General features: G+C 53.9%; 21 protein-coding genes, 1 tRNA gene and 1 pseudogene. 13 read left to right on the top strand and 10 right to left on the bottom strand.

The genetic code is table 11. From position 1 onward, the window contains the following. Window positions 1-104 precede the first annotated feature (104 nt). The 7 genes and pseudogenes from tnpB to FF011L_RS01910 all read left to right on the top strand — a co-directional run bounded on the left by tnpB (window position 105) and on the right by FF011L_RS01910 (window position 5,636). Window positions 105-278: an IS66 family insertion sequence element accessory protein TnpB gene (tnpB, locus tag FF011L_RS27175; protein ID WP_145349771.1), complete on the top strand. Its 174-nt coding sequence runs from the start codon at window positions 105-107 to the stop codon at window positions 276-278. Continuing rightward, window positions 242-442: a hypothetical protein gene (locus FF011L_RS01935; protein ID WP_145349769.1), complete on the top strand. Its 201-nt coding sequence runs from the start codon at window positions 242-244 to the stop codon at window positions 440-442. Before tnpB ends, FF011L_RS01935 begins: the two co-directional genes overlap by 37 nt. Window positions 443-651: 209 nt before the next feature. Next, window positions 652-1,338, top strand: coding sequence for a hypothetical protein (locus FF011L_RS01930; protein WP_145349767.1), 687 nt, complete (start codon window positions 652-654; stop codon window positions 1,336-1,338). Window positions 1,339-2,210: 872 nt separating this feature from the next. Continuing rightward, complete coding sequence (locus FF011L_RS01925) at window positions 2,211-2,933, top strand: hypothetical protein (protein WP_145349765.1); 723 nt, start codon at window positions 2,211-2,213, stop codon at window positions 2,931-2,933. Between the two features lie 34 nt (window positions 2,934-2,967). Then, window positions 2,968-3,429, top strand: a pseudogene (locus FF011L_RS27170) (hypothetical protein); the annotation flags it as partial. A 13-nt stretch (window positions 3,430-3,442) separates the two neighbouring features. Then, window positions 3,443-4,606 carry a hypothetical protein gene (locus tag FF011L_RS01915; protein WP_246109672.1) on the top strand — a complete coding sequence of 388 codons (1,164 nt, stop codon included), beginning with the start codon at window positions 3,443-3,445 and terminating at the stop codon, window positions 4,604-4,606. Continuing rightward, the gene (locus FF011L_RS01910; protein ID WP_145349759.1) at window positions 4,560-5,636 is read left to right on the top strand and encodes a DUF1559 domain-containing protein; all 1,077 of its coding nucleotides are present in this window, start codon (window positions 4,560-4,562) and stop codon (window positions 5,634-5,636) included. Before FF011L_RS01915 ends, FF011L_RS01910 begins: the two co-directional genes overlap by 47 nt. A gap of 218 nt (window positions 5,637-5,854) precedes the next feature. On the opposite strand, the gene FF011L_RS01905 is transcribed toward FF011L_RS01910, so the two are convergent. After that, window positions 5,855-6,109 (bottom strand): IS66 family transposase, encoded by a 255-nt coding sequence (locus tag FF011L_RS01905; protein WP_145349757.1) that lies wholly within the window; start codon window positions 6,107-6,109, stop codon window positions 5,855-5,857. Between the two features lie 325 nt (window positions 6,110-6,434). On the opposite strand from FF011L_RS01905, the gene FF011L_RS26980 reads away from it, so the two are divergent. The 3 genes from FF011L_RS26980 (at window position 6,435) to FF011L_RS01890 (ending at window position 8,564) form a co-directional block, all read left to right on the top strand. Beyond that, the gene (locus FF011L_RS26980) at window positions 6,435-6,566 is read left to right on the top strand and encodes a hypothetical protein (RefSeq protein ID WP_261342556.1); all 132 of its coding nucleotides are present in this window, start codon (window positions 6,435-6,437) and stop codon (window positions 6,564-6,566) included. 1,138 nt (window positions 6,567-7,704) lie between these two features. Continuing rightward, window positions 7,705-8,325: a ParA family partition ATPase gene (gene parA / locus FF011L_RS01895; protein WP_145349753.1), complete on the top strand. Its 621-nt coding sequence runs from the start codon at window positions 7,705-7,707 to the stop codon at window positions 8,323-8,325. Further along, window positions 8,322-8,564 (top strand): plasmid partition protein ParG, encoded by a 243-nt coding sequence (locus FF011L_RS01890; protein ID WP_145349751.1) that lies wholly within the window; start codon window positions 8,322-8,324, stop codon window positions 8,562-8,564. The genes parA and FF011L_RS01890 overlap by 4 nt, the downstream gene beginning before the upstream one ends. Window positions 8,565-8,829: 265 nt before the next feature. Here FF011L_RS01890 and FF011L_RS01885 read toward each other — a convergent pair whose 3' ends face one another. Then, window positions 8,830-9,048, bottom strand: coding sequence for a hypothetical protein (locus tag FF011L_RS01885; protein WP_145349749.1), 219 nt, complete (start codon window positions 9,046-9,048; stop codon window positions 8,830-8,832). Between the two features lie 55 nt (window positions 9,049-9,103). Here FF011L_RS01885 and FF011L_RS01880 point away from each other — a divergent pair, with 55 nt between their 5' ends. Together FF011L_RS01880 and FF011L_RS01875 are read left to right on the top strand one after the other, a co-directional pair. After that, window positions 9,104-9,370: a hypothetical protein gene (locus FF011L_RS01880; protein WP_145349747.1), complete on the top strand. Its 267-nt coding sequence runs from the start codon at window positions 9,104-9,106 to the stop codon at window positions 9,368-9,370. A gap of 580 nt (window positions 9,371-9,950) precedes the next feature. After that, window positions 9,951-10,196 (top strand): hypothetical protein, encoded by a 246-nt coding sequence (locus FF011L_RS01875; protein WP_145349745.1) that lies wholly within the window; start codon window positions 9,951-9,953, stop codon window positions 10,194-10,196. Here FF011L_RS01875 and FF011L_RS01870 read toward each other — a convergent pair. From FF011L_RS01870 to FF011L_RS01835, 8 genes are all read right to left on the bottom strand, one after another. Further along, window positions 10,185-10,481: a DUF1580 domain-containing protein gene (locus FF011L_RS01870; RefSeq protein ID WP_246109671.1), complete on the bottom strand. Its 297-nt coding sequence runs from the start codon at window positions 10,479-10,481 to the stop codon at window positions 10,185-10,187. The genes FF011L_RS01875 and FF011L_RS01870 overlap by 12 nt on opposite strands. 159 nt (window positions 10,482-10,640) lie before the next feature. Next, a complete protein-coding gene (locus FF011L_RS01865) occupies window positions 10,641-11,918 on the bottom strand; it encodes a site-specific integrase (RefSeq protein ID WP_145349743.1) in 1,278 nt (425 codons plus the stop codon). Between the two features lie 126 nt (window positions 11,919-12,044). Continuing rightward, window positions 12,045-12,117, bottom strand: a tRNA-Lys gene (locus tag FF011L_RS01860). Window positions 12,118-12,195: 78 nt separating this feature from the next. Continuing rightward, window positions 12,196-12,837: a 3-keto-disaccharide hydrolase gene (locus FF011L_RS01855; protein WP_145349741.1), complete on the bottom strand. Its 642-nt coding sequence runs from the start codon at window positions 12,835-12,837 to the stop codon at window positions 12,196-12,198. 42 nt (window positions 12,838-12,879) lie between these two features. Further along, on the bottom strand, window positions 12,880-16,599 hold the full coding sequence (locus FF011L_RS01850) for a PAS domain-containing hybrid sensor histidine kinase/response regulator (protein WP_145349739.1): 3,720 nt from the start codon (window positions 16,597-16,599) through the stop codon (window positions 12,880-12,882). A 268-nt stretch (window positions 16,600-16,867) separates the two neighbouring features. Continuing rightward, the gene (locus FF011L_RS01845) at window positions 16,868-18,109 is read right to left on the bottom strand and encodes a competence/damage-inducible protein A (RefSeq protein ID WP_246109670.1); all 1,242 of its coding nucleotides are present in this window, start codon (window positions 18,107-18,109) and stop codon (window positions 16,868-16,870) included. A gap of 1 nt (window position 18,110) precedes the next feature. Continuing rightward, a complete protein-coding gene (locus tag FF011L_RS01840) occupies window positions 18,111-18,953 on the bottom strand; it encodes a sugar phosphate isomerase/epimerase family protein (protein ID WP_145349738.1) in 843 nt (280 codons plus the stop codon). A 321-nt stretch (window positions 18,954-19,274) separates the two neighbouring features. Continuing rightward, a complete protein-coding gene (locus FF011L_RS01835) occupies window positions 19,275-20,000 on the bottom strand; it encodes a hypothetical protein (RefSeq protein WP_218932951.1) in 726 nt (241 codons plus the stop codon). A 515-nt stretch (window positions 20,001-20,515) separates the two neighbouring features. On the opposite strand from FF011L_RS01835, the gene FF011L_RS26975 reads away from it, so the two are divergent. Beyond that, the gene (locus FF011L_RS26975; RefSeq protein WP_145349733.1) at window positions 20,516-20,917 is read left to right on the top strand and encodes an RNA recognition motif domain-containing protein; all 402 of its coding nucleotides are present in this window, start codon (window positions 20,516-20,518) and stop codon (window positions 20,915-20,917) included. The last annotated feature ends 114 nt before the right edge of the window (window positions 20,918-21,031 follow it).

Below are 21,031 nucleotides of genomic sequence, written 5' to 3'. Positions count from 1 at the left end.
TAGGCGCCGGGTTTAGGATTTTGGGTTTCGTACCGTTTCCCGAACTGGAGATCCTATGACCTCAGACAACTCTTCCCAGGCCGCTAGCGTTTGGACCGAGCAACTTGATCGATGGGGCGCTGTTTCTGTTTGTCAATCGCCGGCGTGATCGCATTAAAGCACTCTGGTGGGAGACCGGCGGACTGACGCTGTGGTATCGACGGCTCGAGCAAGGTACCGTTGAGCTAAGCTCGACGAGAAAGTGGTCGAGCAAAACCTCAGGCTTGAAAAACTGCTGAAGCAACTCTACGGGCGCAAAAGCGAACGACGTGTCGATGGCGAAGGCCAGTTGTTTCTGAATCTTGGTGAAGAACCGACGCCCGAAGTCGTCAGCCCGATTGAGGATGCAATCCGCGAACGTTCAGCCACCGACTTTGCGGAGTGGCCATCAAGAAGCATTTGAACCGCCTCTCGCTTGAAGTCTTCATCGTAAACCCGTCGTGCTTTTGCTTTCTTGGCCATCCGTGATCTCCAAGAGCTTGTGGTTGATAGTCATACCAAATCTTTAGCTTCCCGGTGGCCCCCAAAACCGGCACCACCTCAAAGAAGCCTAGTACCGGACATCGGGCCAACCACAAGCCTCAAAAGGTCCATCGAACCTTGATATCAAGCATGCAAAACTCCAAAGCGTTTGGCGTGCAGATGGACCGCGAGGCGAGACGTCGCAAGTTCACCCAGGCACCGCTTCGAGCCTTCGTCGGCGATGGCCTCAGTTCCAACTGGACGATCCACCAAGAACACTTCAGCGACTACGTTGGTATTTTGGATTTCATTCACGCGGTGTCGTATCTGCACCATGCTTCGATCGTTTCCTTCGGCAAAGGCGACAATGCCTGGGCGACGTACACTCGCTGGATGACACTGGCTTGGCAGAGTCGCATCGGCGAAGTGATCGAGGAACTTACGACTCACCAGGGGCGGCTTGGCAAAGCTCCGCCGGATGCCGACGAGGACGACCCTCGCGAGCAATTCCGTCGGATTATCGGATACTTGAGCAACAATCGCGATCGGATGCACTACGCTCGCTATCGCTGTGCGGGATTACCCACAACCAGTGCATGGATGGAATCGGCGGTCAAAGAAATTAACTACCGAACCAAGGGCACAGAGATGTTCTGGAACAATCCGGCTGGTGCCGAAGCTATCCTGCAAATCCGAGCGGCGAGTTTGAGCGACGACGACCGCTTGGCCCGTTTCCTGACCCATCGTCCTGGCTCGGATCGCCTTCGCAAGGGAACACACACCCGCTATCGCTGCCTGAATTTACAATCCCTGACATGCACCCGAACAATTACCTAATACCTAAATTCTTCTTGCATTCGTCGATTGATGTGCTACAAACGGGATCAGTTTCAAAACTCCATCTAGGAAAATCGCAATGAAGACGTTTCTACTCGTGGTAGTGGTAGTCGCTTGGCACGCCATAGGGCCAATAAGCGGCAGTGAGTTGGCGACTGGTGGAGTCTGCAATGGAAATTGCAGTGCCACGGATCTAACAAATCGTTGCGGCGGCCTGTCGTGCGGACAATTTTTCGGGAGTTGCAGGTTGGAAGTGGGTACGGGCAATCAGAATAACGGCCTTTGTGGTCAGGTATTAAATTCGAGTGCATGTCCCAGTCCACAATGTTTCATGCCTTTCCCTGGGTACGAATGCGAGTGCAATTTCCCTGCGGAGGAGTAGGGTTGGGTAAGTTGCCCGGCAGAGCCAGCAACAGAAGCTACGGTCGATAGTGTTTTGTTTAGACGGTTGGGAGGGGTGATATATGAATTGTCAAATTGTTTCTGCAGCGTTTTGTTTGCTTGTTTTTCTCCCTGGTGGCTCTGCTCAAGGTCAGGGGCCGCAAGATGTGTTGGAGAGGTGTATAGACTTGCAGTCTAAGTCGCACCAAATCCGATATTCTGCGGTCGTCGAATTGAGAGGAGGTCAAAGCGTCGAATCGAACCGCTTCCGTAGTGAAGTAGTATTCGTTCGCAGTGGGGGGCTTGTCAGTGCGGAGTCGCTTACCTCGCCCGTGGGGTCGGGCGAGCAGCAATTTTCGTTAAGTCGTCTGGCATTAGGAAGACAGTACAAGGTAGCGTACCAGCTAAATGGCACAAAGGAGGAGGTTCGGAGCTCGGAACCAAACGGTGGGGTTGTCTGGGAAGTAGGGCTGGAGAGCGAACGCTCTCGATTGTTTTCTCATATGTTTTTGTACGGGGCTTGGCTGGATGGCTATTTGGCGGCAGGAGACAAGTCTGTTGCCGAAGCAATGCTTGGCTCTGAAAGCTTGAGCATTGCTTCGCAGTCTGGGGCTGACGATACGTTACAGTTGACTGCCAGTACAAGATTTGGCGATTTGTCTTTGTGGGTTGATCCCTTGAAGGGATATGTGGCTCGCAAGATAACCGTGGTGAAGCGACCTCAGGATTTGATTGCTGGCAGCAAGTTAGCTGACCTGGCGGTTGATCCGCGAATGAATTCGAGCGGATACGAAAGTTGGAGGGCTGAGGCATTTATGGAAGAGTTTCAGCAAATTGAGGGAGTATGGGTCGCGACTAAGGGAACGCTGGAGCAAACCGATTTTTACACGGGGGGAAAGCAGCAATCCTCACATTACACCGTAGTTCGGTCGGACATTAAATTATCACCAAGTATGAGCGACGAGGATTTCCGGTCAGACTTGCCTGTTGGTGCTGCGGTCAACTTCGTTGACGAAGCAGATTCAGGCATTAGTTACGCATGGGATGGTGATTCGCCTGTAAAAGCATCGTTGCTTTCTCCTGCTGAGCCACGATTCAGTCCTGTTGGAAACCTTGGTATGCGAATAGTTTTGATGGTCGGTGGATTGGTAGCAGTGGCTTTGCTTGTGCTGGGAGCATCATGGCTAAAGACTGGCAAATCTGACGTTAGCTAGTCAATGGTCGGAGTGGCAGGTTAGCGATTTTTTTATGGAGTGTACTTGTTCGATGGGCATCCTACCGAAGTTGACAATCGTCTTCATCGCTCTCGCTTCGTCGAGCGTGTCGCGATGCACTGCGGGAGAACCTTCGGTGAGCACTGTGGAGCAGCGCAAGCTACCTTTGGCTCCTCGTTCTTATTGTGGCATTTACGCTGTATGGCAAGGCCTAAAAGTATTGAACAAAGATGTCGCATTTCAGGATTTAGTCGATGCGAAATATGTAGGCTCGCCTGAAGGCAGTACGGCAGCTGAGCTGGTTGCAGCAGTCGAGAGGTACGACGTAAGGGGAATTGTTCAAGCGAGAATGAGCAATGAAATGCTGGAGAGTTCGCAACACCCCATAGTCCTGCATGTTCGATCCAGCTTGGTTTCCGAAAGTTATGACCACTGGATGTTGTTTGTCGGTGTAGCTGACGGCAAAGCTATGATATGCAACGGCCTTGAGGCCGAAAAGCCGATGTCATTTGCAAGACTGTCTTCCATTTGGGACGGCACTGGAATCGTGCTTTCTGACACTGGCTGCTGGGGCGACCTTGGGGTTAGCACTGCTTGCAAAGACCAATGCAATCGTTTTGCCCCCCGTCATTCTGATTGCAGTCTTGATTCACGGACATGTTCGACCAGAACGGCAGTTCGCTCTGCGGCTACGGCATTTGGCGGCGGCTTCTGTACTTTCGTTGTATGTTATCAATTTGGGTTATGGCGCTGAGGGGTCGTTCACTCGATTGGGCGATTATCGTTTTTACAGCAAAGCGTTCACTGGCGATGGTATGCCGGGCGGTCAATCCCGACTACACGGACCGATTTGGGACCAAATCCCGGTACCGTTGCCAGCGGCGATGCTAGAAGGCATGGACCTACAGAAGGTCGATTTTGAAAATCCAAGAGGCGGGATCAGAACTTATCTTCGTGGTCAATGGTATGACCACAGCTGGTGGTGGTACTACCTCTATGTGGTCGCGGTCAAGGTTCCGGTAGGGACGTGGGTGTTGGTAATTATGGGCAGTGTGATATGTGCAAGGAGTCTATCGCCCCAACGTCTTGAGGTGTCTTGTTTTGTCGTACTGCCAGCGGTTGCGTTATTTTTACCTGCTTGTTTGCAAACCGGTTTTGGAGCGGGTATCCGTTACGTAATGCCAGCGTTTCCGTTCATCTTTCTGCTGGCTGGTGCCGTTTTCTGCATCCGGTCTTCAAAGGTCATTGTCGCAATTGGCACGCTGGCGTTAATACTGGGGCCGCTTGCCAGCCTACGGACCTACCCCCACAGCCTGTGTTACTTCAATGAACTGGGCGGCGGGCCGCAGAACGGTGACTTCCATTTGATCGACAGCAATATGGAATGGGGGCAGAATTTAATGTATGTTGATGAATGGGTGAAATCGCATGCGGACGAATCGCCGCTATATGTCGCCCAATGGAGTTTTTACCCGATCGAGAATTTTGGCATACGATTTACCGAACCAACGATCGGGAAGGACGAACCGATCGCGCCTGGGACTTACTTGATTTCCGTCAATTATTTGCGTGGAAACCGGGATATGCGACGGATGCCGCTGCGACGCTTTCTGGAGCTTGTTCCTGATGAAAAAATTGCCTACACCACTTACGTCTACCGGATTCGCCAGTAGTGAACACGCGGAAATCGGCATCCCATCGGAGAGCAAGGCGAGAGGGGCGATCGATCTCACAAGTGAGCCTAATCGAATCAGACACGGATTCACGTTAATAGAATTGCTGGTCGTGGTCGCGATCGCTGGCCTCTTAATCGGTCTGCTGCTGCCGGCCGTGCAGGCGGTTCGTGAAGCAGCTCGCAGTATACAGTGCCGCAATAATCTTAAGCAGTTAGGGCTGGCGATTGCGAATTACGAATCGTCCAATCGCGTGCTGCCGAGCGGAGTCGGTCGCTACGGTTGCTGCTGGGGAACTTGGCAGGTGTCAGTGCTGCCATTCTTGGAGCAATCCGCCCTTGGCGGCCAATACCAGAATCATGGCGGTCACGATCCAGGCCCCCGTTACGACAGTCCTGCCAACTTGCCGGTTACTACGCAACGGATCGCTACGCTGACCTGCCCCAGTTCCTACACCAGCACGACGCCCGAGGGGATTACCAAACACAACTATGCGGTCAATTATGGCAATACTAGCTTTTCGCAAACCATGCTCAATGGCGTGCCATTTTTAGGAGCACCTTTCAGTGCTTACACCGGATCGGACGGAATCGATTCACCAGCCGAAGGTGAACTGATTAGAGCGTTTCCTTTTCGATTCGGCAGAAATATCACCCTGGCATCGATTACTGACGGGACCAGCAACACATTGGCCGCAGCGGAGGTTTTGCAGGGGCGTCCTGGCGATTCACGTGGCCTGACCTGGTGGGGTGGCGCGTCGGGAATCGTGACCTACCTGTCACCCAATAGCAATCATCCCGATGTGGTGGCCGGTGGCGGGTGCGTTCCCACATCACGGCCTGCAATGCCTTGCATCGACATGCTAGGGCCCTACAAGCAACGAATGATAGCTTCGCGCAGTTCTCATCCTGGCAGCGTGAGCGTCGTGCGCTGCGATGGCGGTGTCGCACAGATCGCGGAAACGATCGATAACCGGGTGTGGAGTGCTCTGGGCAGTTCGCGAGGTGGCGAAACGTTTTCTATCCCGTAGAGACATTGTTCGAAAACCTCTGCCCTTATAGCTGCGATCGTAATAGGATAGCGTCTACAGAACGCGCAGCCCGACAGTGCTAGCCCCCTCCAATTCGAAAAAACAGGCTCACGGCAGGGGCTCATTTACGTTCGCGTGAGAACTGCTCTATAGTCAAGTCGTAACTGTTCACGGCTTGGTGCGTGCAGCGATCCAAACTTTTTTGCGCACTTCGACTGCTAGGCGGGCGGCAGCAGTGGCGGCGGTCGTTCACCACGAATGAAGTGTTCTAGTGAGCTTCGGATGACATCAAGCGGTGATCGGTTTTGATTCGAGTAAGTTGCCATCACGGTCCAGATCCGTACAAGCCAACGTTGTCCGTTTTCGCTCTTGCCTCCTTGAGTCACCTTGCGATCGATCACCATAAATCGAATCGCTTGTTCGGCGATATTGTTCGTGGGTTCGAGTCCCGGTGTGGTCAAGAATTTCGACACTTCTCGCTAATCGCCACCATTTTTTGGATCGCTATAGACACGAAAAATGGTGGCGATTAGCGAGAAGTGTCGGAATAACTCCAATTTACGCCGGGATTTACGCATGGAAGTCCCAATCCATATTCACAGAAGACATCCCGCTTGGCTATCTATATACGGGACAATATGATAGTGTTCGCGTGCCAGTTCTGTTAGTCATTCGCGTCGTTTTATCGCACTCAAGGAGCCGCGTGGCGGACGTCGATGACCTCACATTACTTGATGCAATCATCAGGTTTTGGGCATCACCTGCCCAACGATCGTCCGTCGGTGGAAACAGCAGCAGTTGACTGACGCAGGCCCGGTGGCTGATGCGATGGATGCCCGGGTTAAAGAGTTAGAGAATCAGTTGCGTCGCGTCGAGCGGGAACGCGACGTCCTTAAAAAAGCGTTGATCATTTTCGGCCGCAACGAGTAGCCGAGGTCTATCCCGCTGCCGTGTCGATTGTCCAGGAGCAGATAGCATCCGAGCGAGAGGTCTGTGATTTCCTTTCGCTCAATCGATCTTCCTTTCAAGCCTGGCAACGCTTCGAATTCACGGAGCGTGACGAGTCTGATGCTGCGTTGCTGCCGATCGTCTCTGCGGTCTTCCGAAGGCATAACCGCTCATCTTCACTCGACGTCTGTCGCAATGCTGAATGCTACTCTGTGATTTCGCCCGTACCCTGTGCTGTCCTCCCGAACTGGTCACAGACCAACCAAAGCACAGCCGCAATTTGTTGACGGTTATAACTGGAGCATGACACCTGCTCGAGTGGCGCATTCATCGCGAGTCGAGCCATATCCATAGCGTTGTCTGTATTGTGCAGTCCGGGAACTAGAAGAAGCTCGACGGGTTCCTGTTCCATTGTCATGTCAAAACCGGATAATTAAGTGATTAAGCCGTTTTGCTGAGCAATGCCCGGGGCGGGAGCTCCTAGCCTCGGGCAAAGTCCAATCTTCGCTCGACCGTGGGCTTTGTTCAGTATAACACCTGTATGAGATTGCACTTTTAGAAGGTTTGCTGTGCAAGAAAGTTGACTCAACGTAGTGACTGAATGCCGTCAGCCGTCGTAGTCGATGACTGAATACCAGCAGTTCCCGGCTTGGCCAGCTTGGAGGCCTAAACGGTGCGTGGTGTCAGCGTGTACTTCATGATGGAGTGTTCGGCGGGATCTTTCAGCCCATTGCTCAGACTATACCACCAGCCCCGCACTAGATTGTGCGCGATCCGCTCGAGGCGTTCGCCCCGAAGGGCAATGTTGATTCCGCCAAGGGACAGTAGTTCTTGCTCTGGGGCTGCGTCGACAGTGCGGCGAGCACGTCAGCCTTGAGCCCCTTGGCCTCCTCACGCTCGAGAGCCCGCATAAATCGCTCTTCGACGGCGTGGGCACCTAACCAAGAACCCCGACTTCCTAGGAGCCCCAGCACGCAACGCGATCAAAAAACGAGACGAGGCAGAGTAAGCGTTTCGGATCTTGTATCAATGGACGAAGAAAACGTTTGTCCTCGAGTGAAAAGTCCTGTAGCGTGAAGTCGTAACAACGTGCAATCGGATGCACAGAAATACGACGAACATGATTTACGCATTTTTGAACCAAAAAGGCGGTGTCGGCAAGACAACGCTCTCCATCCATACCGCCGCGGACTTATCAAGCCGCGGTCGGCGTGTCTTGTTGATCGATGCGGATCCACAGGGGAGCGCCTTGGCGTGGTCGAACTATCGCGAGAAATCCGACTTCACAGTGGTAGGGATGGCAAAAGCGACGATCCACAGAGAAATCGAGAGTTTGGCCCAGGACTACGATGACGTCATCATCGACGGCCCGCCGCGAGTCACTGAATTGGCGAGATCCATCATTCTCGCCGCAGACATCGTGGTTATCCCGCTTCAACCGTCACCAATGGACGTTTGGGCGGCGGCTGAAACCGTGGACTTGGTCCGCGAGGCGCAAGTGTTCAAACCAAACATCAGGTGCTGCCTCATGCTAAATCGAAAGATCGCCAACACGGCAATCGGAAGAGACGTTAGGGAAGCATTGACCGAATTGGAAGTCCCGATCCTCCGAAGCGATATTGGGCAGCGTGTTGCATTTGCCGAGAGTGCAGCGAGCGGAGCGACCGTCCTCCAACAGACACGCTCGAAAGCAGCCAAGGAGATCAAGAAATTCGTCAACGAACTAAGGAGGATCAAATGAGCAAACGAATTACCATGTCAGCCCGCCCGAAACCAAAACCTGAAGTCGACAAATGGGTGGAAATGCGAGTACCATCAACAGATGTCAAATCAAGAACCAAGCCAAAGCGATTGACGATCGATATCGATCCCAACCTGCACACCGAATTGAAAATCAGTTGCGCCAAGCGAGGCATTCAAATTGCCGATCTGCTTAGAAGATTGATTGAAGGCGATGTTCGCAGCCACGACAGCGGGTAGTCCGACTTAACAATCAGTGGATTTTTTCGGTAAGATAGATCGATTCTTCGCGAACCAACCTTTACTACGTGCCTACTCAGTGCTCTCTGCGATACCAGAGTTGAATGTCTATCTGTGAGAAGTAAATGCCACCGAAATTTCCGATCCGGACGAAAGAATTCAGCAAACTCAAATTTGTTCGCTCATAAGAAAGCTCGGTTACCATTGCTTGGGGAATTCCACACTTCGATCCGTCGAGCGACTCGTGAGTGCCGCTGCTGACATCCTAGCGTCGCCGTCCCTTGGCCTGTTTGAGCCCCTTGGCGACGATATCAGCGGCATCCGCAGTCGAGAGGTCTTCAAGCACGTCAAAGAACGTGGCAAGCACACGCTTGGTCTCAGCCACGTTAATGTGCAAACCGGCTGTATCGGCCTTGCGGGCTACGTCGTCGTATACGCTCGTGAGCGTGACTGCTTTCTTTGCTGCTGCCTTCTTCTTCGCCATGACGGTTCTCTTGAGGTTGCCGGAAAAACCGTGAGTATAGCAGGCAAGCCATCGGATGAATGCTGTTCAGGTGAATCGCTACAATGACTTGCTGGTCAATACGGCATCAATAGACAACCCTAGCATCTTCCTGACAACGTGGTCGTCGCTTATTCGCGATGCACGCTATCGATACGAATTCTTTAAGAAGGAGCTCGCAATCGAGTTGTCAGATGACGATGGCTTGCAGTACCTCCGGGAAAACCACGGTGAATTATTTGCGGATGACTGGTCGGTGCCGAAGAAAACGCAACGGAGAAAGAAGGCGAAGAAGACTTTATAATCAAAACTTAAAAGCCTCCAGCACCCCGTCGCCCTAGTCTAGAAAGCGAAGGCATCGCCGATCTCGACTCCATCATCAAGGCCACAACTATGGAGATACCTATTCGTGGTTTGGAGGCTGCTTTGCCCCAGAACGTCACGCAAAAACGCTAGGGAGAACCCGCGATGCGAAATACTGTCGCAAAGGTATGCCTAGCAGAATGGATGCCACTGACCTCAGAGGCACGTTCTGGCTCAACTACTTTGGTGACGATAGCCGAGCGTCCCAGTTGTATTCCTTCCGCTTCTATTGCTTTCTCCAGCGTTTCCGGCCTCTCGCAGTTTCGATGAACTGGAGCTTCGGGTATCTATCTTTGGAATGCGCCCTTAACTACTTCTTTGTGGTGCCCATATTTGAAACTATCGGGGTTTCGGTCCGATCAGACCATCATGCTTTGCACTCAGGCTTCGGTCAGCGCTGAAATCACGACGCTCTAAGAGCTTTCCCAGAAATATCAAGACTGGGTTCAGGACAATCGTAAACAGGGCAATTACAACAATTTACTGTACTGAAGAGCGTTATCGCTTCTGTCAGCAAACGAATGAAAGCGGGCCAACTGAAGAAGCACCACATCACCAAATGGACCGGCGACAATCCCAACTGGTCCGACACCGCAACCAACGACGCCATTGCGATCGTTCAGGGGATGCTCAATGGGGCCTTCGAAGAGGGCTTCGTCCCGATCATTCGATTTTTCAATCCAGCAAACGAGCCCCAAACCGAACCACCTGAGCTGTGCCGACATTGGACATTGGGAAAACACCTGCGATCGCAATCAAAACCCTAGATCATCAAGCTCCTTCATTGCCTTGTTGTGCAGCCTTTCCGATGAGCGATTAACTTGAGGAGCCGGAGTACTTGAGCTCATTGCCAACGTGTTTTGCTCCACGAATCGTCGAACTGCTTCTACCGTTGAATAGACACGGTTTCCGATTTTCCAGGCTTCAAGCTTCACACCGTGCTTGTTTGCCTGACGGCACCAACGGAGTGCGGTCTCGGAACGGATTTCCAGCCCGGTTGCGACGCGAATCGCATCCAGCAACCGCAGCATACCAGCAGAAGCAGTGATCATCAGACCTCAATGAATTTTGGGAGACGGACTTTGGGCAAAACGCACGACTCGTTTGCCACGAAGCTCGAAGCACCGCTACAAGTTTAGCAACGCGCAATAAAAAGTCGCCATAAGTCTTAGCGGACGCCAACGAATCACTTATGCTGCAGACCGATCCTCTCAGCCATATTCCTTGGCCACTTTCTTAGCCAGCTCAATATCACGCTCTGCATAGACCTGAGTGACATCAGCTTTCGCATGCCCAAGGACAACCTGAGCAGCCTCGAGACCATACTCCCGGCGAATATCAGTCCCTCGACTGTGCCGCAATCTGTTCGGACTCCACCGGTGCTTGCTTTGCCATTTCTTCAATTCAGAACATTCCGTTTCAGTCAGTCGGCGCCACCTCGCCGCGTCTGACTCGCCTGGCAACTGCCGCAACGGCACTGGAGCAGGAAAGGCATTGTCGCACGCATTGTGAATCGCACGCCGATAACTGTTAGTTGTAAACTCACTACCGGGCCGCTTCTTACCTTTACTCCCTTTCAACCCACCTGACCTCTTGCCTGGTCGATTTCCGCAAGAAATCGGAGTGATCCGACTTTTTGACTGCTGCTTTCGTCTAAGCCGGTCAGCCTCAATCGGCTGGAATATTTTTTCGTCACAATTGCGATCGAGGTAGGGCAACAGAATCCCTTGAGCCTGCGGGCCGATGAAGAGTCGCCGAGAGTGCCCATGATGCTTCGTTTTGTGCTCGGTAAGCGTTGCAATCCAGACCTCTCCTTCGCGATCGATGCAACCAGGAGTGAGACGGCAAATTTCTGCGGGTCGGCAGCCGACAAGAAGCTGGACACTTACCATGTCCGCGACAATTTGCGAGAGCATCGGAAGCGTTGCGTTAATCACTTCCTGCGATACAGGCAGCACCGGTTCGGTTTCGTATGCCTCAGTTCGCCCAGCCTTTAAAGAGTCTATCAACCGAAGAGTTTGATAGACGGTGGCAGGAATCTTGCCCTCCGCCGCCGCCCACTTGAACATCCTGGCCACTCGTTTCATGTGGGCGTTGATCCCGTTTCGCGACAGCCCGTCATCAATCAACTGCTGGCGACACGTCTTAAAGCGATTCGGACCGAATTCATCAGCAGCAACCTTGGCATAGAGATGCTTCAACGGCTTGACGGCTCGCTTGATGCGGTGGAACTCGGATGATTCATCGGTCCCATAGTAGCGTCTTGCGTGCCTCGCGTAGTCCGCAAGAAGCATTGCAACCGTGTAGCACTCTTGTTCCATACCAAACGTGCCGCTTCGGCCGCTCCCCAGATACTCAGCGATCACCCGGTCGTATTCACGGTGGCTTGCCTTGGTTCCATACGGACCCAAATAATAATCACGTCCATTGATCGTGACTCTCGCACGACCGCTCTGATGCTTTCGGTACTTCGGCAATTTTGCAGACATTTCACTCTCCTGTCGCTTCCATTTTGGGTATGTACCCAAAACCGGTCAAATCGCGATGGAGTGCAACAAACAGCCGAGAATGAAAAAAGCCTAGTCAAATCACGGTTGACTAGGCTTTTTTCTTAGTACACCCAGTAGGGCTCGAACCTACGACCCGCGGATTAAGAGTCCGCTGCTCTACCAACTGAGCTATAGGTGCTTTGGATTTGCCAAACCCTCTTTTGGAGGATGGCTTGGGGCTGATTCTACCGTACGGTTTCTAAAATCCAACCCCTGATTATTTTAGTTCTTTGATTCTTAGATTGCGGTACCTAGCTTCCATGGGTGGTCCGGAGTGGACCTGGACGGCGATGATGCCTGTTTGCGGGATCGTGTCGTCGGTTTCCTTGTAGTCGACGGTCTTTTCTCCGTTGATCCACAATCGGATCCGGTTTCCTTCACAGCGGATCCGGTAGTCGTTCCATTCGTTGGCTCGAATGATTTTGTCCCGCTTGTCGGCTTCGGGACCGGCCAAGACCTTTCTGCGTCTCGATTCGTCGTACAAACAGCCATACCATCCCGGCCCTAAATCGGCTTGATAGCCTCGGACTTCGTGATGATCGGGAATCTCTTCGGTCCTGAATTGGACTCCGGCGTTTGCTTTCTCTCCCGTTAACTGAAACTGCAACCGGAGCTCGAAGTCCTTGTACTCTTTGTCGGTCCGAAGGAACTCATTTCTTGGAATCGGGCGATCCAGACTCCCCGCGATGATCTGCTGGTCTTCGATCCGGAACCATTCCTCGCTCCCATGCCAACCCTTGGTGTCCGTCCCGTTGAAGAGGGGCGTAAAGCCTTCTTCGATGGGCGGTTCGGCGGAGGCAGGGGAGAGCAGGGCAGCGGTCAGGCATAAGGCGGCGAGTAATCGGTTCACAAACACCATTGGAGAGTCTTTCGCTTTCACGTCGTTGAGAGTGCGACAAGGTTACTTTTGATCTTGAGCTGCTTGATGCCGCTCGATTTCTCGCTGGACCGATGCGACTTCAACTAACAGTTGATCATGCATCTCTTTCAAACCATCCGTTTGCCCGTCACGTGCGGCTAGCTCCAATCGCTTGGCCGCTTCGACGGCGCCGGCGGCCCCGACTGCGGCCGAGGCCCCCTTTAAGGTGTGAGCGGCTCGGAAAAGCGTATCATGATCGTTCGCCAAAAGCGAATTATCGATCGTCACGAGAAGACTGTTTTTCTCTTTCAAGTAAACGGCCAAAATCTCGTTCAACAGATCGGGGTCTCCCCCTACGATCGCAGTCGCTTTGACCCAGTCGATCACGGGCTCTTCGGGAAACAGGCGTGCGGCATCCTCTGCAATCGACATGGCGTGCGAATCATCCTCTGGGCTTTGAACGTTTGAATCAGCCTGCACTGTAGGGCTTGCAGCAGGCTCCGCCAACTTCGCTTCGTCAACGGCAGCAATCGCGACCGAGGGAACCGGTTCTGCGGGGCGTTCCGAGGACTGTTCCTCGCCGCTTTCGCTTCCATCATTCGGGTCATCCGTTCGGTTCGCTGACCCCAGCACGACTTGGAACTTGTCCATCATCACCGAGACTCGGATCGGTTTGGCGATGTATTCATCCATCCCCGATTCTAAACACTTCTCGCGGTCACCTTTTAACGCGTGAGCGGTCATCGCGATGATTGGAATGTGCCTGCCGGTGTGCTTCTCCGATTCACGAATTTCGCGAGTCGCCGAGAGGCCATCCAAGACTGGCATCTGAACATCCATCAGGACTAAATCGTAGCTCCCTTCCTCCAACTGGTCGATCGCTTCCTGCCCATTGTTGACGACCGTGACCACATGGCCATTCTTCTTTAAGACTCCGACGGCAAGTTTCTGATTCACCAAATTGTCTTCGGCCAGCAGCACTCGCAGCGTGCCAAAATCATAGCCGGAAGCGGATACGTTTTCGTCTCTTGCGTTCTCTTTCTCCGGAGCGGTGACTCCCAGGACTCGCACGATGGAATCGAACAATTCGGACTGTTTTACCGGCTTCATCAATCGATCGGCGATTTTCAGATTCGAGCGTCGCTCGGCGTCTCCATTTCGCCCGCCGGAGGTCAACATGATGATCGGCGTGTGCTTAACGTCTTCGGAATTTCGGACCCACTGAGCGAATTCGAATCCATCGACGTCGGGCATTTGCACATCGCTAAGAATCAGCCCAAAAGGTTTCCCTTCTGCGTGGCAAGCTTGCAAGGCTTCCAACCCTTCTTCGGGACGTTCGTACGCCTGAGGACGCATGCCCCAGTTCTTCAGCATCTCGCAGAGGATCTGACGATTTGTTTTATTGTCGTCGACGATCAGGACCTGAGTCCCCCCAACGACGACCATATCGTCATAAGGTGCACCCCCGTTACTGGCTCGTTCAAGCGTAACGGTAAAGAAGAACTGGCTGCCAACGTTTGGTTCGCTTTCCAGCCAAAGATCGCCGCCCATGATATGGATCAGCCGCGAAGAAATGGCCAGCCCCAAACCGGTTCCACCAAACCGCCGCGTGGTCGAGGTGTCGGCCTGTTCAAATTCTTGAAAGATCCTTTTCTGCTGTTCCAGCGGGATCCCGATTCCGGTGTCGCGCACGCAGACCTGAAGTTTGACCGTTTCATCGGAGCGTTCGACGGCGTTAACGTCGACCACCACCTCTCCGTGCTGAGTGAACTTCACGGCGTTCCCGACCAAGTTGACAATCACCTGCCGCAACCGGCCTCCGTCGCCCACCAGCTTCTGAGGAACATTGGGGTCGATCCGAAACGCAAGCTCCAGTTCTTTGGCATGAGCCCGCAGGGCGAGGGCTTTCATCGTATCCCCCAGACCTTCGCGAAGATCAAATTCGGAGACATCCAATTCCAGCTTGCCTGCTTCGATCTTAGAGAAATCGAGGATGTCGTTGATGATCGAAAGAAGCGATTCTCCCGAAGCCTGAACCATCACGAGGTATTCTCGCTGGCTATCGTCGATATCGGTATCAAGCAGTAATTCGGTCATCCCGATAATCGCGTTCATCGGCGTCCGAATTTCGTGGCTCATATTCGCCAGGAAATCGCTCTTTGCGCGGTTCGCGGCGTCCGCGGTATCTTTGGCCGCGAGCAATTCCTGACCTGCCTTTTTCATTTCCGTGATATCGTGCCCGATACCAACCAAGCCGATGATCTCTCCTTCAGAATCTCGCAGCGGGACCTTGGAAGTGAGCAGCCAGATTTCAGATCCATCGTGCGACTGGGCGACTTCTTCATGACCGACCATCGGCTGGCCGGTGCGCATCACCTGCTGGTCATCGGCCACATAATTACAAACCAATTCCAACGGCATGAAATCGAAATCGGATTTACCGACCAATTCCTCGGCGGTTTCTAGTCCCATTAATTTGCGATGGGCTTCGTTGACGATCACAAACCGTCCGACGCGATCTTTCACGAAGATCAAATCGGGCAGCAGGTTGATAATCGTCCGCAACAGATCCCGCTCACGAGCCAATTCCTGCTCGGCTTTCATCTGCTGCGTAACATCTCTGGATATTCCAAAGGTACCGATCACTTGGCCATGCAGGTCTCGCAGAGGAAGCTTTGTCGACGAGCACCAAGTCTCCTCTTTGTCCTCGTAGGTTTCGCATTCCAGCTTGCCCACCACTGGTTCGCCGGTCGCCATCACCTGGCGTTCATCGCTTAACGCTTCCTGAGCATGGGGGCGCGAAAAGAAATCAGCGTCCGATTTTCCGATTGCCTGCTGCGTCGACTCGACCCCCAGTTTGCCGAGCATGCTATCGCTGAGCCGGATGAAGCGACTGTGAGCGTCCTTAAAATAGATCGCGTCGGGGACGTGCTGCAAAAGCGTGTCGAGCAGAAATTTTTGGTACTGCGCTTCGGCTTCGGATTTCTTTTGCTCGGTGACATCCCAGTACATGATCTGCACGCCGACGATCTGACCATTCCGGTCACGCATCGGAGCCTTAAACACTTCGACATAGGTCACATTATCGTCGACCGTGTTCTCCTCGATCGAATGGTAGACCTGCCCGGCTTCCAGCACCAACTGATCGTCGGCGCGATACTTCTTGGCAAGATGCGCGGGGAACAAATCAAAATCGGTTTTACCCAGCAAGTCTTCCAGCGTCCGACTGCAGCCTTTGCAAAACCTTTCGTTCGCAAACTGGATGCGACCGTCGCAGTCTTTGCGAGTCACACTGATTGGCAGGCTATCGACAAGCGCCCGATAGGCGGCGTCCGCATTCTGCAGCGCCACCGCAGCGGAACGCTCCGATGTAATGTCTTGAGCGACTCCGCGAATATGGTGAGGCTGTCCAGTTGCTTCCATCACCATCTGCAATCGCTCGCGGACCCAGCGGACACTTCCGTCAGGGCGGACGATGCGGTATTCAGCGGTCGCCCAACCAGATTCTGCCAACTGGCTCATCCGCTGATCCGCCAGCGCCCGATCCTCTTCATGGATGGCATCCACTAACGTCTTAGGGCTCCGCTTCATTTCGTCCAAAGGGACGCCGTAGATCTCGGCTGCTGCGGGGTTGATGTACAAGAGCTTGCGATAGTCGGGCGTCGCCGCCCAAACCAGGTCGTCGACCGATTCAAGCAACCCCTCAAGAACTTGACTCTTGCTAAAGGAGCGTGGGGTCGCTTCGGAATCATTCGAACTCATTAAGGTGCCTCATCGAGCCAACAGCTTGAAATCAGGGTGCTAGACCTAGATTAGGAGCCACCTTGGTAAATCGCAACAAAAAACGGGGAAGTTGACCTAGGAGGGGGGGAGGGGGGGAGACAGGGAGACAGGGAGACAGGGAGACAGGGAGTGGAGGAGTGGAGGAGTGGAGGAGTGGAGGAGTGGAGGAGGTGGGAGTGGAGGAGGTGGGTGGTGTGGTGTGGTGTGGTGTGGATTGTTGGGGTGGTGGGGATTGTTTTGGTTGGGATTAGTTGTCTTTGGTTTTCCTTTTTAGCTGCTTTCTTAGGATATCTAGTGCTGCCTTTGCGATTCGGTCTTGCACGATGTCGGGATGGCCGCCTAGTTCTAATTCGGATACCTGCAGCTCTCCCTTGGATTCACTGCTGGGGATGGCTTTCCAAATCAACACCCTTAGCGGAAATGCGGGTAGAGGCTGATCGGTTTCTGGAAGCTGTGGATACGCATCGACGGCTAGGAGCCAGTCGACTTTGTTCTCGCTTGCGATACGCGCGAAGATTTCTTCCTGCGGCTCGTCTTTGCGTTTTTCCAAATCGTTTAATTCGGGCACGTAAATGCCGGCTCGAAAGCCAGGTTTGCCAGCCAGCCAGCCAGCCAATGGTGCGGCGGCTCCGGCTTCGATCACCGCCAGCGATTCGGCTCGGTGGACCAGCGCGTCCGACACGGCATCCTGCAGTTCACAGCCTTCGCCTTCTCCGAAAATAAATTCAGGAACCAATTGATAGATCTGCTGGCGAGTTTCCATAATCTGCTGCAGTGCCAGGGCATCATCCGTGGCATCGGCCGTGATCCGCAGCGAGATTGTCGCACGGCTGACGGTAATTCCGACCGAAGGGGTTCGGTCCCGTGCGATCATGTTTCCCAGACGAGACTCCATCTCGCTCTCGCCGACTCCGAAACATTTGACAACCTGCTGGCGCATGACTCGCTGGCCCGCCAACCCACTGGCCACCAATCGCGGAAGGACGGTCGCCTGCACCATCTGCTTCATCTCGGCAGGGACGCCGGGAAGTGCAAAGATACGCGAAGGGGGCAAACCTTCGCGCGGGAAAGTCAGGTCCAGTCCGGGAGCGGTCCCTTGGGGATTCGGCACGACATCCGCACCGACCGGGAACATCGCCTGCAGGCGATTGCGTTCAGGCATCTCGCGTCCACGGCGTGAGAAGAGCGTCTGAATATGCTCCATCACTTCAGGCCGAAATTCCAGCGGTTGATTCATCAACATCGCCAGCACTTCTCGTGTTAGATCATCGCGTGTCGGCCCCAGGCCGCCTGTTGCGATCACGATATCGGCTCGCTGGGCAGCGATACGAAACGCCTGAACTCCGGCTTCGATATCATCGGCGACGGTGGTCTGGAAAAACGTCCGGACTCCGACCGCAGCCAACTGCTGACTGAGCCACGCGGAGTTCGTGTCGACACGAGCTCCGGTGGTCATTTCGTCGCCGATCGCGATCACTTCTCCGATCACGCTAGCTAGTCAACTTTCGCAGCAATTCGACTGCACTACCGATTTCAGCGATCTGACGTTCGGGTTCTTGCGGGATTTCTCGCTCGATGGTCAGCGGCCCGTCGTAACCGATTTCGTCCAAAGTCTTGACGTACAAAGCCATATCCACATCGCCTTCGCCAAGAGGCACTTCGGCCCCCCAGGTCTTGCCGGGCTGGTCGCTCCAGGTGCCGTCTTTGCAGTGAACACTTTTCACATGAGGTGCTAGTTTTTTCAACGCGGGAATCGGTTCGCCCGTGCCGTACAAAATCATGTTGGCAGGATCGAAATTGACATGCAAATTTTTGCGATCGACGGCAGCCAAGAAAGCGAGCAATTCATCAGCGGTTTCTTGCCCTGTTTCCAGGTGAAGTGCCTGACCTTGGGCGGCGCAGTGGTCACACAGATCGCGCGTCACTTCGATGATCCCCGGCATCCGCGGATCATCCATTTCCTGAGGCACAAAACCTAGGTGCAAGGCGACCACGGGGCATTCCAACAGGGCAGCGAAATCGGCGATTTCTTTCATCTCGGCTAGACGCGCGGCGCGAGTCTCCTCAGGTACCAGACCAATGGTTCGCTCGACCGTCGGAATATCGGCGTACGATTCGCCATCAAATCCACCGAATACGGCCGTCAACGTGACGTCCATTTCAGCCAACTGGCCTCGCAGTCGTTCGGCAACTTCGGCCGTCCGGGACTCCGGTGCTGGAGCATGTAACTGAATCGTGGGGACCTTTAGCTGGCGGATCACATCCCACTGCACGCCAAGTCCTGCATCCACACTCGCAAATACGCCGATGGGCCACTTCTTATCCGTCGTCATCACTGAAGGCTCGATATTAATAGGTTCTAACAGGTAAGTCTGCTGGCACCCAATGTACCGTGATTAAGAGAGCCCGTGGACCGGGGCAACCGAGACGATTAACGAGCCGTCGTTTTAATCGGGAGCGTCGAAAGACCGTCGCCTTCCGCCCCGCGAAGACAGCGTTAAGGGGGCGTTCTTTCGCGGAGAGGCTGTGCAATCAATCGGTGACAGTTTTCGCGTGGGAACCACCGTCTGGCGGCGGTGACGACGGCAGTCACGCAGCGACGCTCGCCAGAGCATGGACAGACCGAAATCAAGCCACCAATAAATTTTGCGTCCCTAGCGTGGGTAGCGTTTTGCCAACAACTGGGCTTCGCTTAGCAACTGCGGAACCTGCTCGGGAAGGGGATCGGGAGCAATCGCGGTGAAGTATTCGTCGTCGATGCCAAGCAGTACTTTGTGATGCTGTGCTTTATCGGGGGCGGCATCCAAAAAGCTGTCCGCGATTTCGTAATCACGATCCCAGAGAATCGAATCGGCAAGTTGGTCGATCACATTGGACCAGCGTTCGATATTTTTATCCCGCGGGTTACTGGGGACCAAACCGCAGGCGATCGATTCAGCATGCAATTCCATATCGTCCAGCATTCCTCCTTCGCAGTAGGCATCCCAAACGCGCTGCCTCCAGGAAACGATTAGGTCTTCAAGGTCCAACGCAGGCCATTCGCTAGCCGCATGGTCACTTGCATCCGCCGTTTCAATTTCCAGCATCACCTGATCGCGAACTTCGGCGAACAGAGCGCCAACAGCCGCTTCGTTGATCGCGGTCAGCGGGAGCGTCGCGTCGGTCTCGGTAAGCAAATGAGTACCAACCGTAAGGAGCACGGCAAGTCGCTGCTGGGGTGCGAGGACATCAAAGACAGCGATCCCAAAATGCCAAGGCGTCGGATCGTCTCCGTCATCCAGATCGACAGCCAAGTCTTCTAGAATCGCTTCCAACGCAGCAGCGACCAGCAAGCCTTCAGCCCCTTGAAGCGTTCGATTTCCGCTGCTTGTGTGCCACATGATCCGTCCGCTTGCCACTTTGAAAAGAGCCGCCAATGTGCCCATGATAGTCTGCCAGGGATCGTCGAAAAGCCGTATTACCGGTGAACAGAACGCAAAAAATCCATTTCTTCAATTCTGAGCTTTTTTCCAGATTGCCCCATTTGCCCACATAGAAATCGTGTACACTCCGGGGGTGCGGCATTTGTGGCCGCGAGTCTCTATTTGCTAGGGAAAGTTACCGACTGATTCGCTGAAACCGCTGCTCTTCCCCAGCCCGCATTGCTCCATGCATTCTTCGCAGATGGATGCATAAGGCCGATTCGCCGGGGAGACCTGCCGACGCCATCATGTGCCACCAGGCTCCGCGTTGCCAGCACGAACCGAGCATCTCTATCAGTGAACGGGCACTAAACCTTCTCGAGCAGCGCATTAGGCACAAGGATTTTTGGTAACCGCATGACTGCGGGACCAAGCTCCGAAGCCGAATGCGTGGTCACGTTGAATGGGTCGATTTCGGCCCAAGGACAGTTTTGATGAGTAAGCGTATTTACGTCGGAAACCTATCTTTCAATTCCTCCGCAGATGATTTGCGAGAATTGTTTGGGCAATATGGTGAGGTAGTTAATGCCTCGGTGGTTTCCGACCGCGAAACCGGTCGCAGTCGCGGATTTGCATTCGTAGAAATGAATGACGGAGCCGAAGACGCGATCGAAGCCCTGAACGGCCAAGATCTTGGTGGACGAGCCCTCACCGTCAACGAAGCTCGCCCTCGAGAAGAGCGACGTGGTGGTGGCGGTGGCGGTGGTGATCGCGGCGGCTACGGTGGTGGCGGCGGCGGTGGACGCGGCGGCTACGGTGGCGGTGGTGGTGGCGGATATGGTGGTGGCGGCGGTGGTGGATATGGCGGTGGCGGTGGCGGCGGATACCGCAACTAGTCATTTCCTAAATCGAGCCGGCTTCCTATAACCGGTTCTAGAAATTCAACGGAACAGCGTCGTGTTTTTGCGCGACGCTGTTTTTGTTCTCCCTTACTCCACCCCCCACCCGTG

The sequence above is a fragment of the Roseimaritima multifibrata genome (assembly GCF_007741495.1).
GTDB classification, from domain to species: Bacteria; Planctomycetota; Planctomycetia; order Pirellulales; family Pirellulaceae; genus Roseimaritima; species Roseimaritima multifibrata.
The sequence above is the reverse complement of the archived record's forward strand: the minus strand, read 5'-3'. Positions and strand labels throughout refer to the sequence as shown.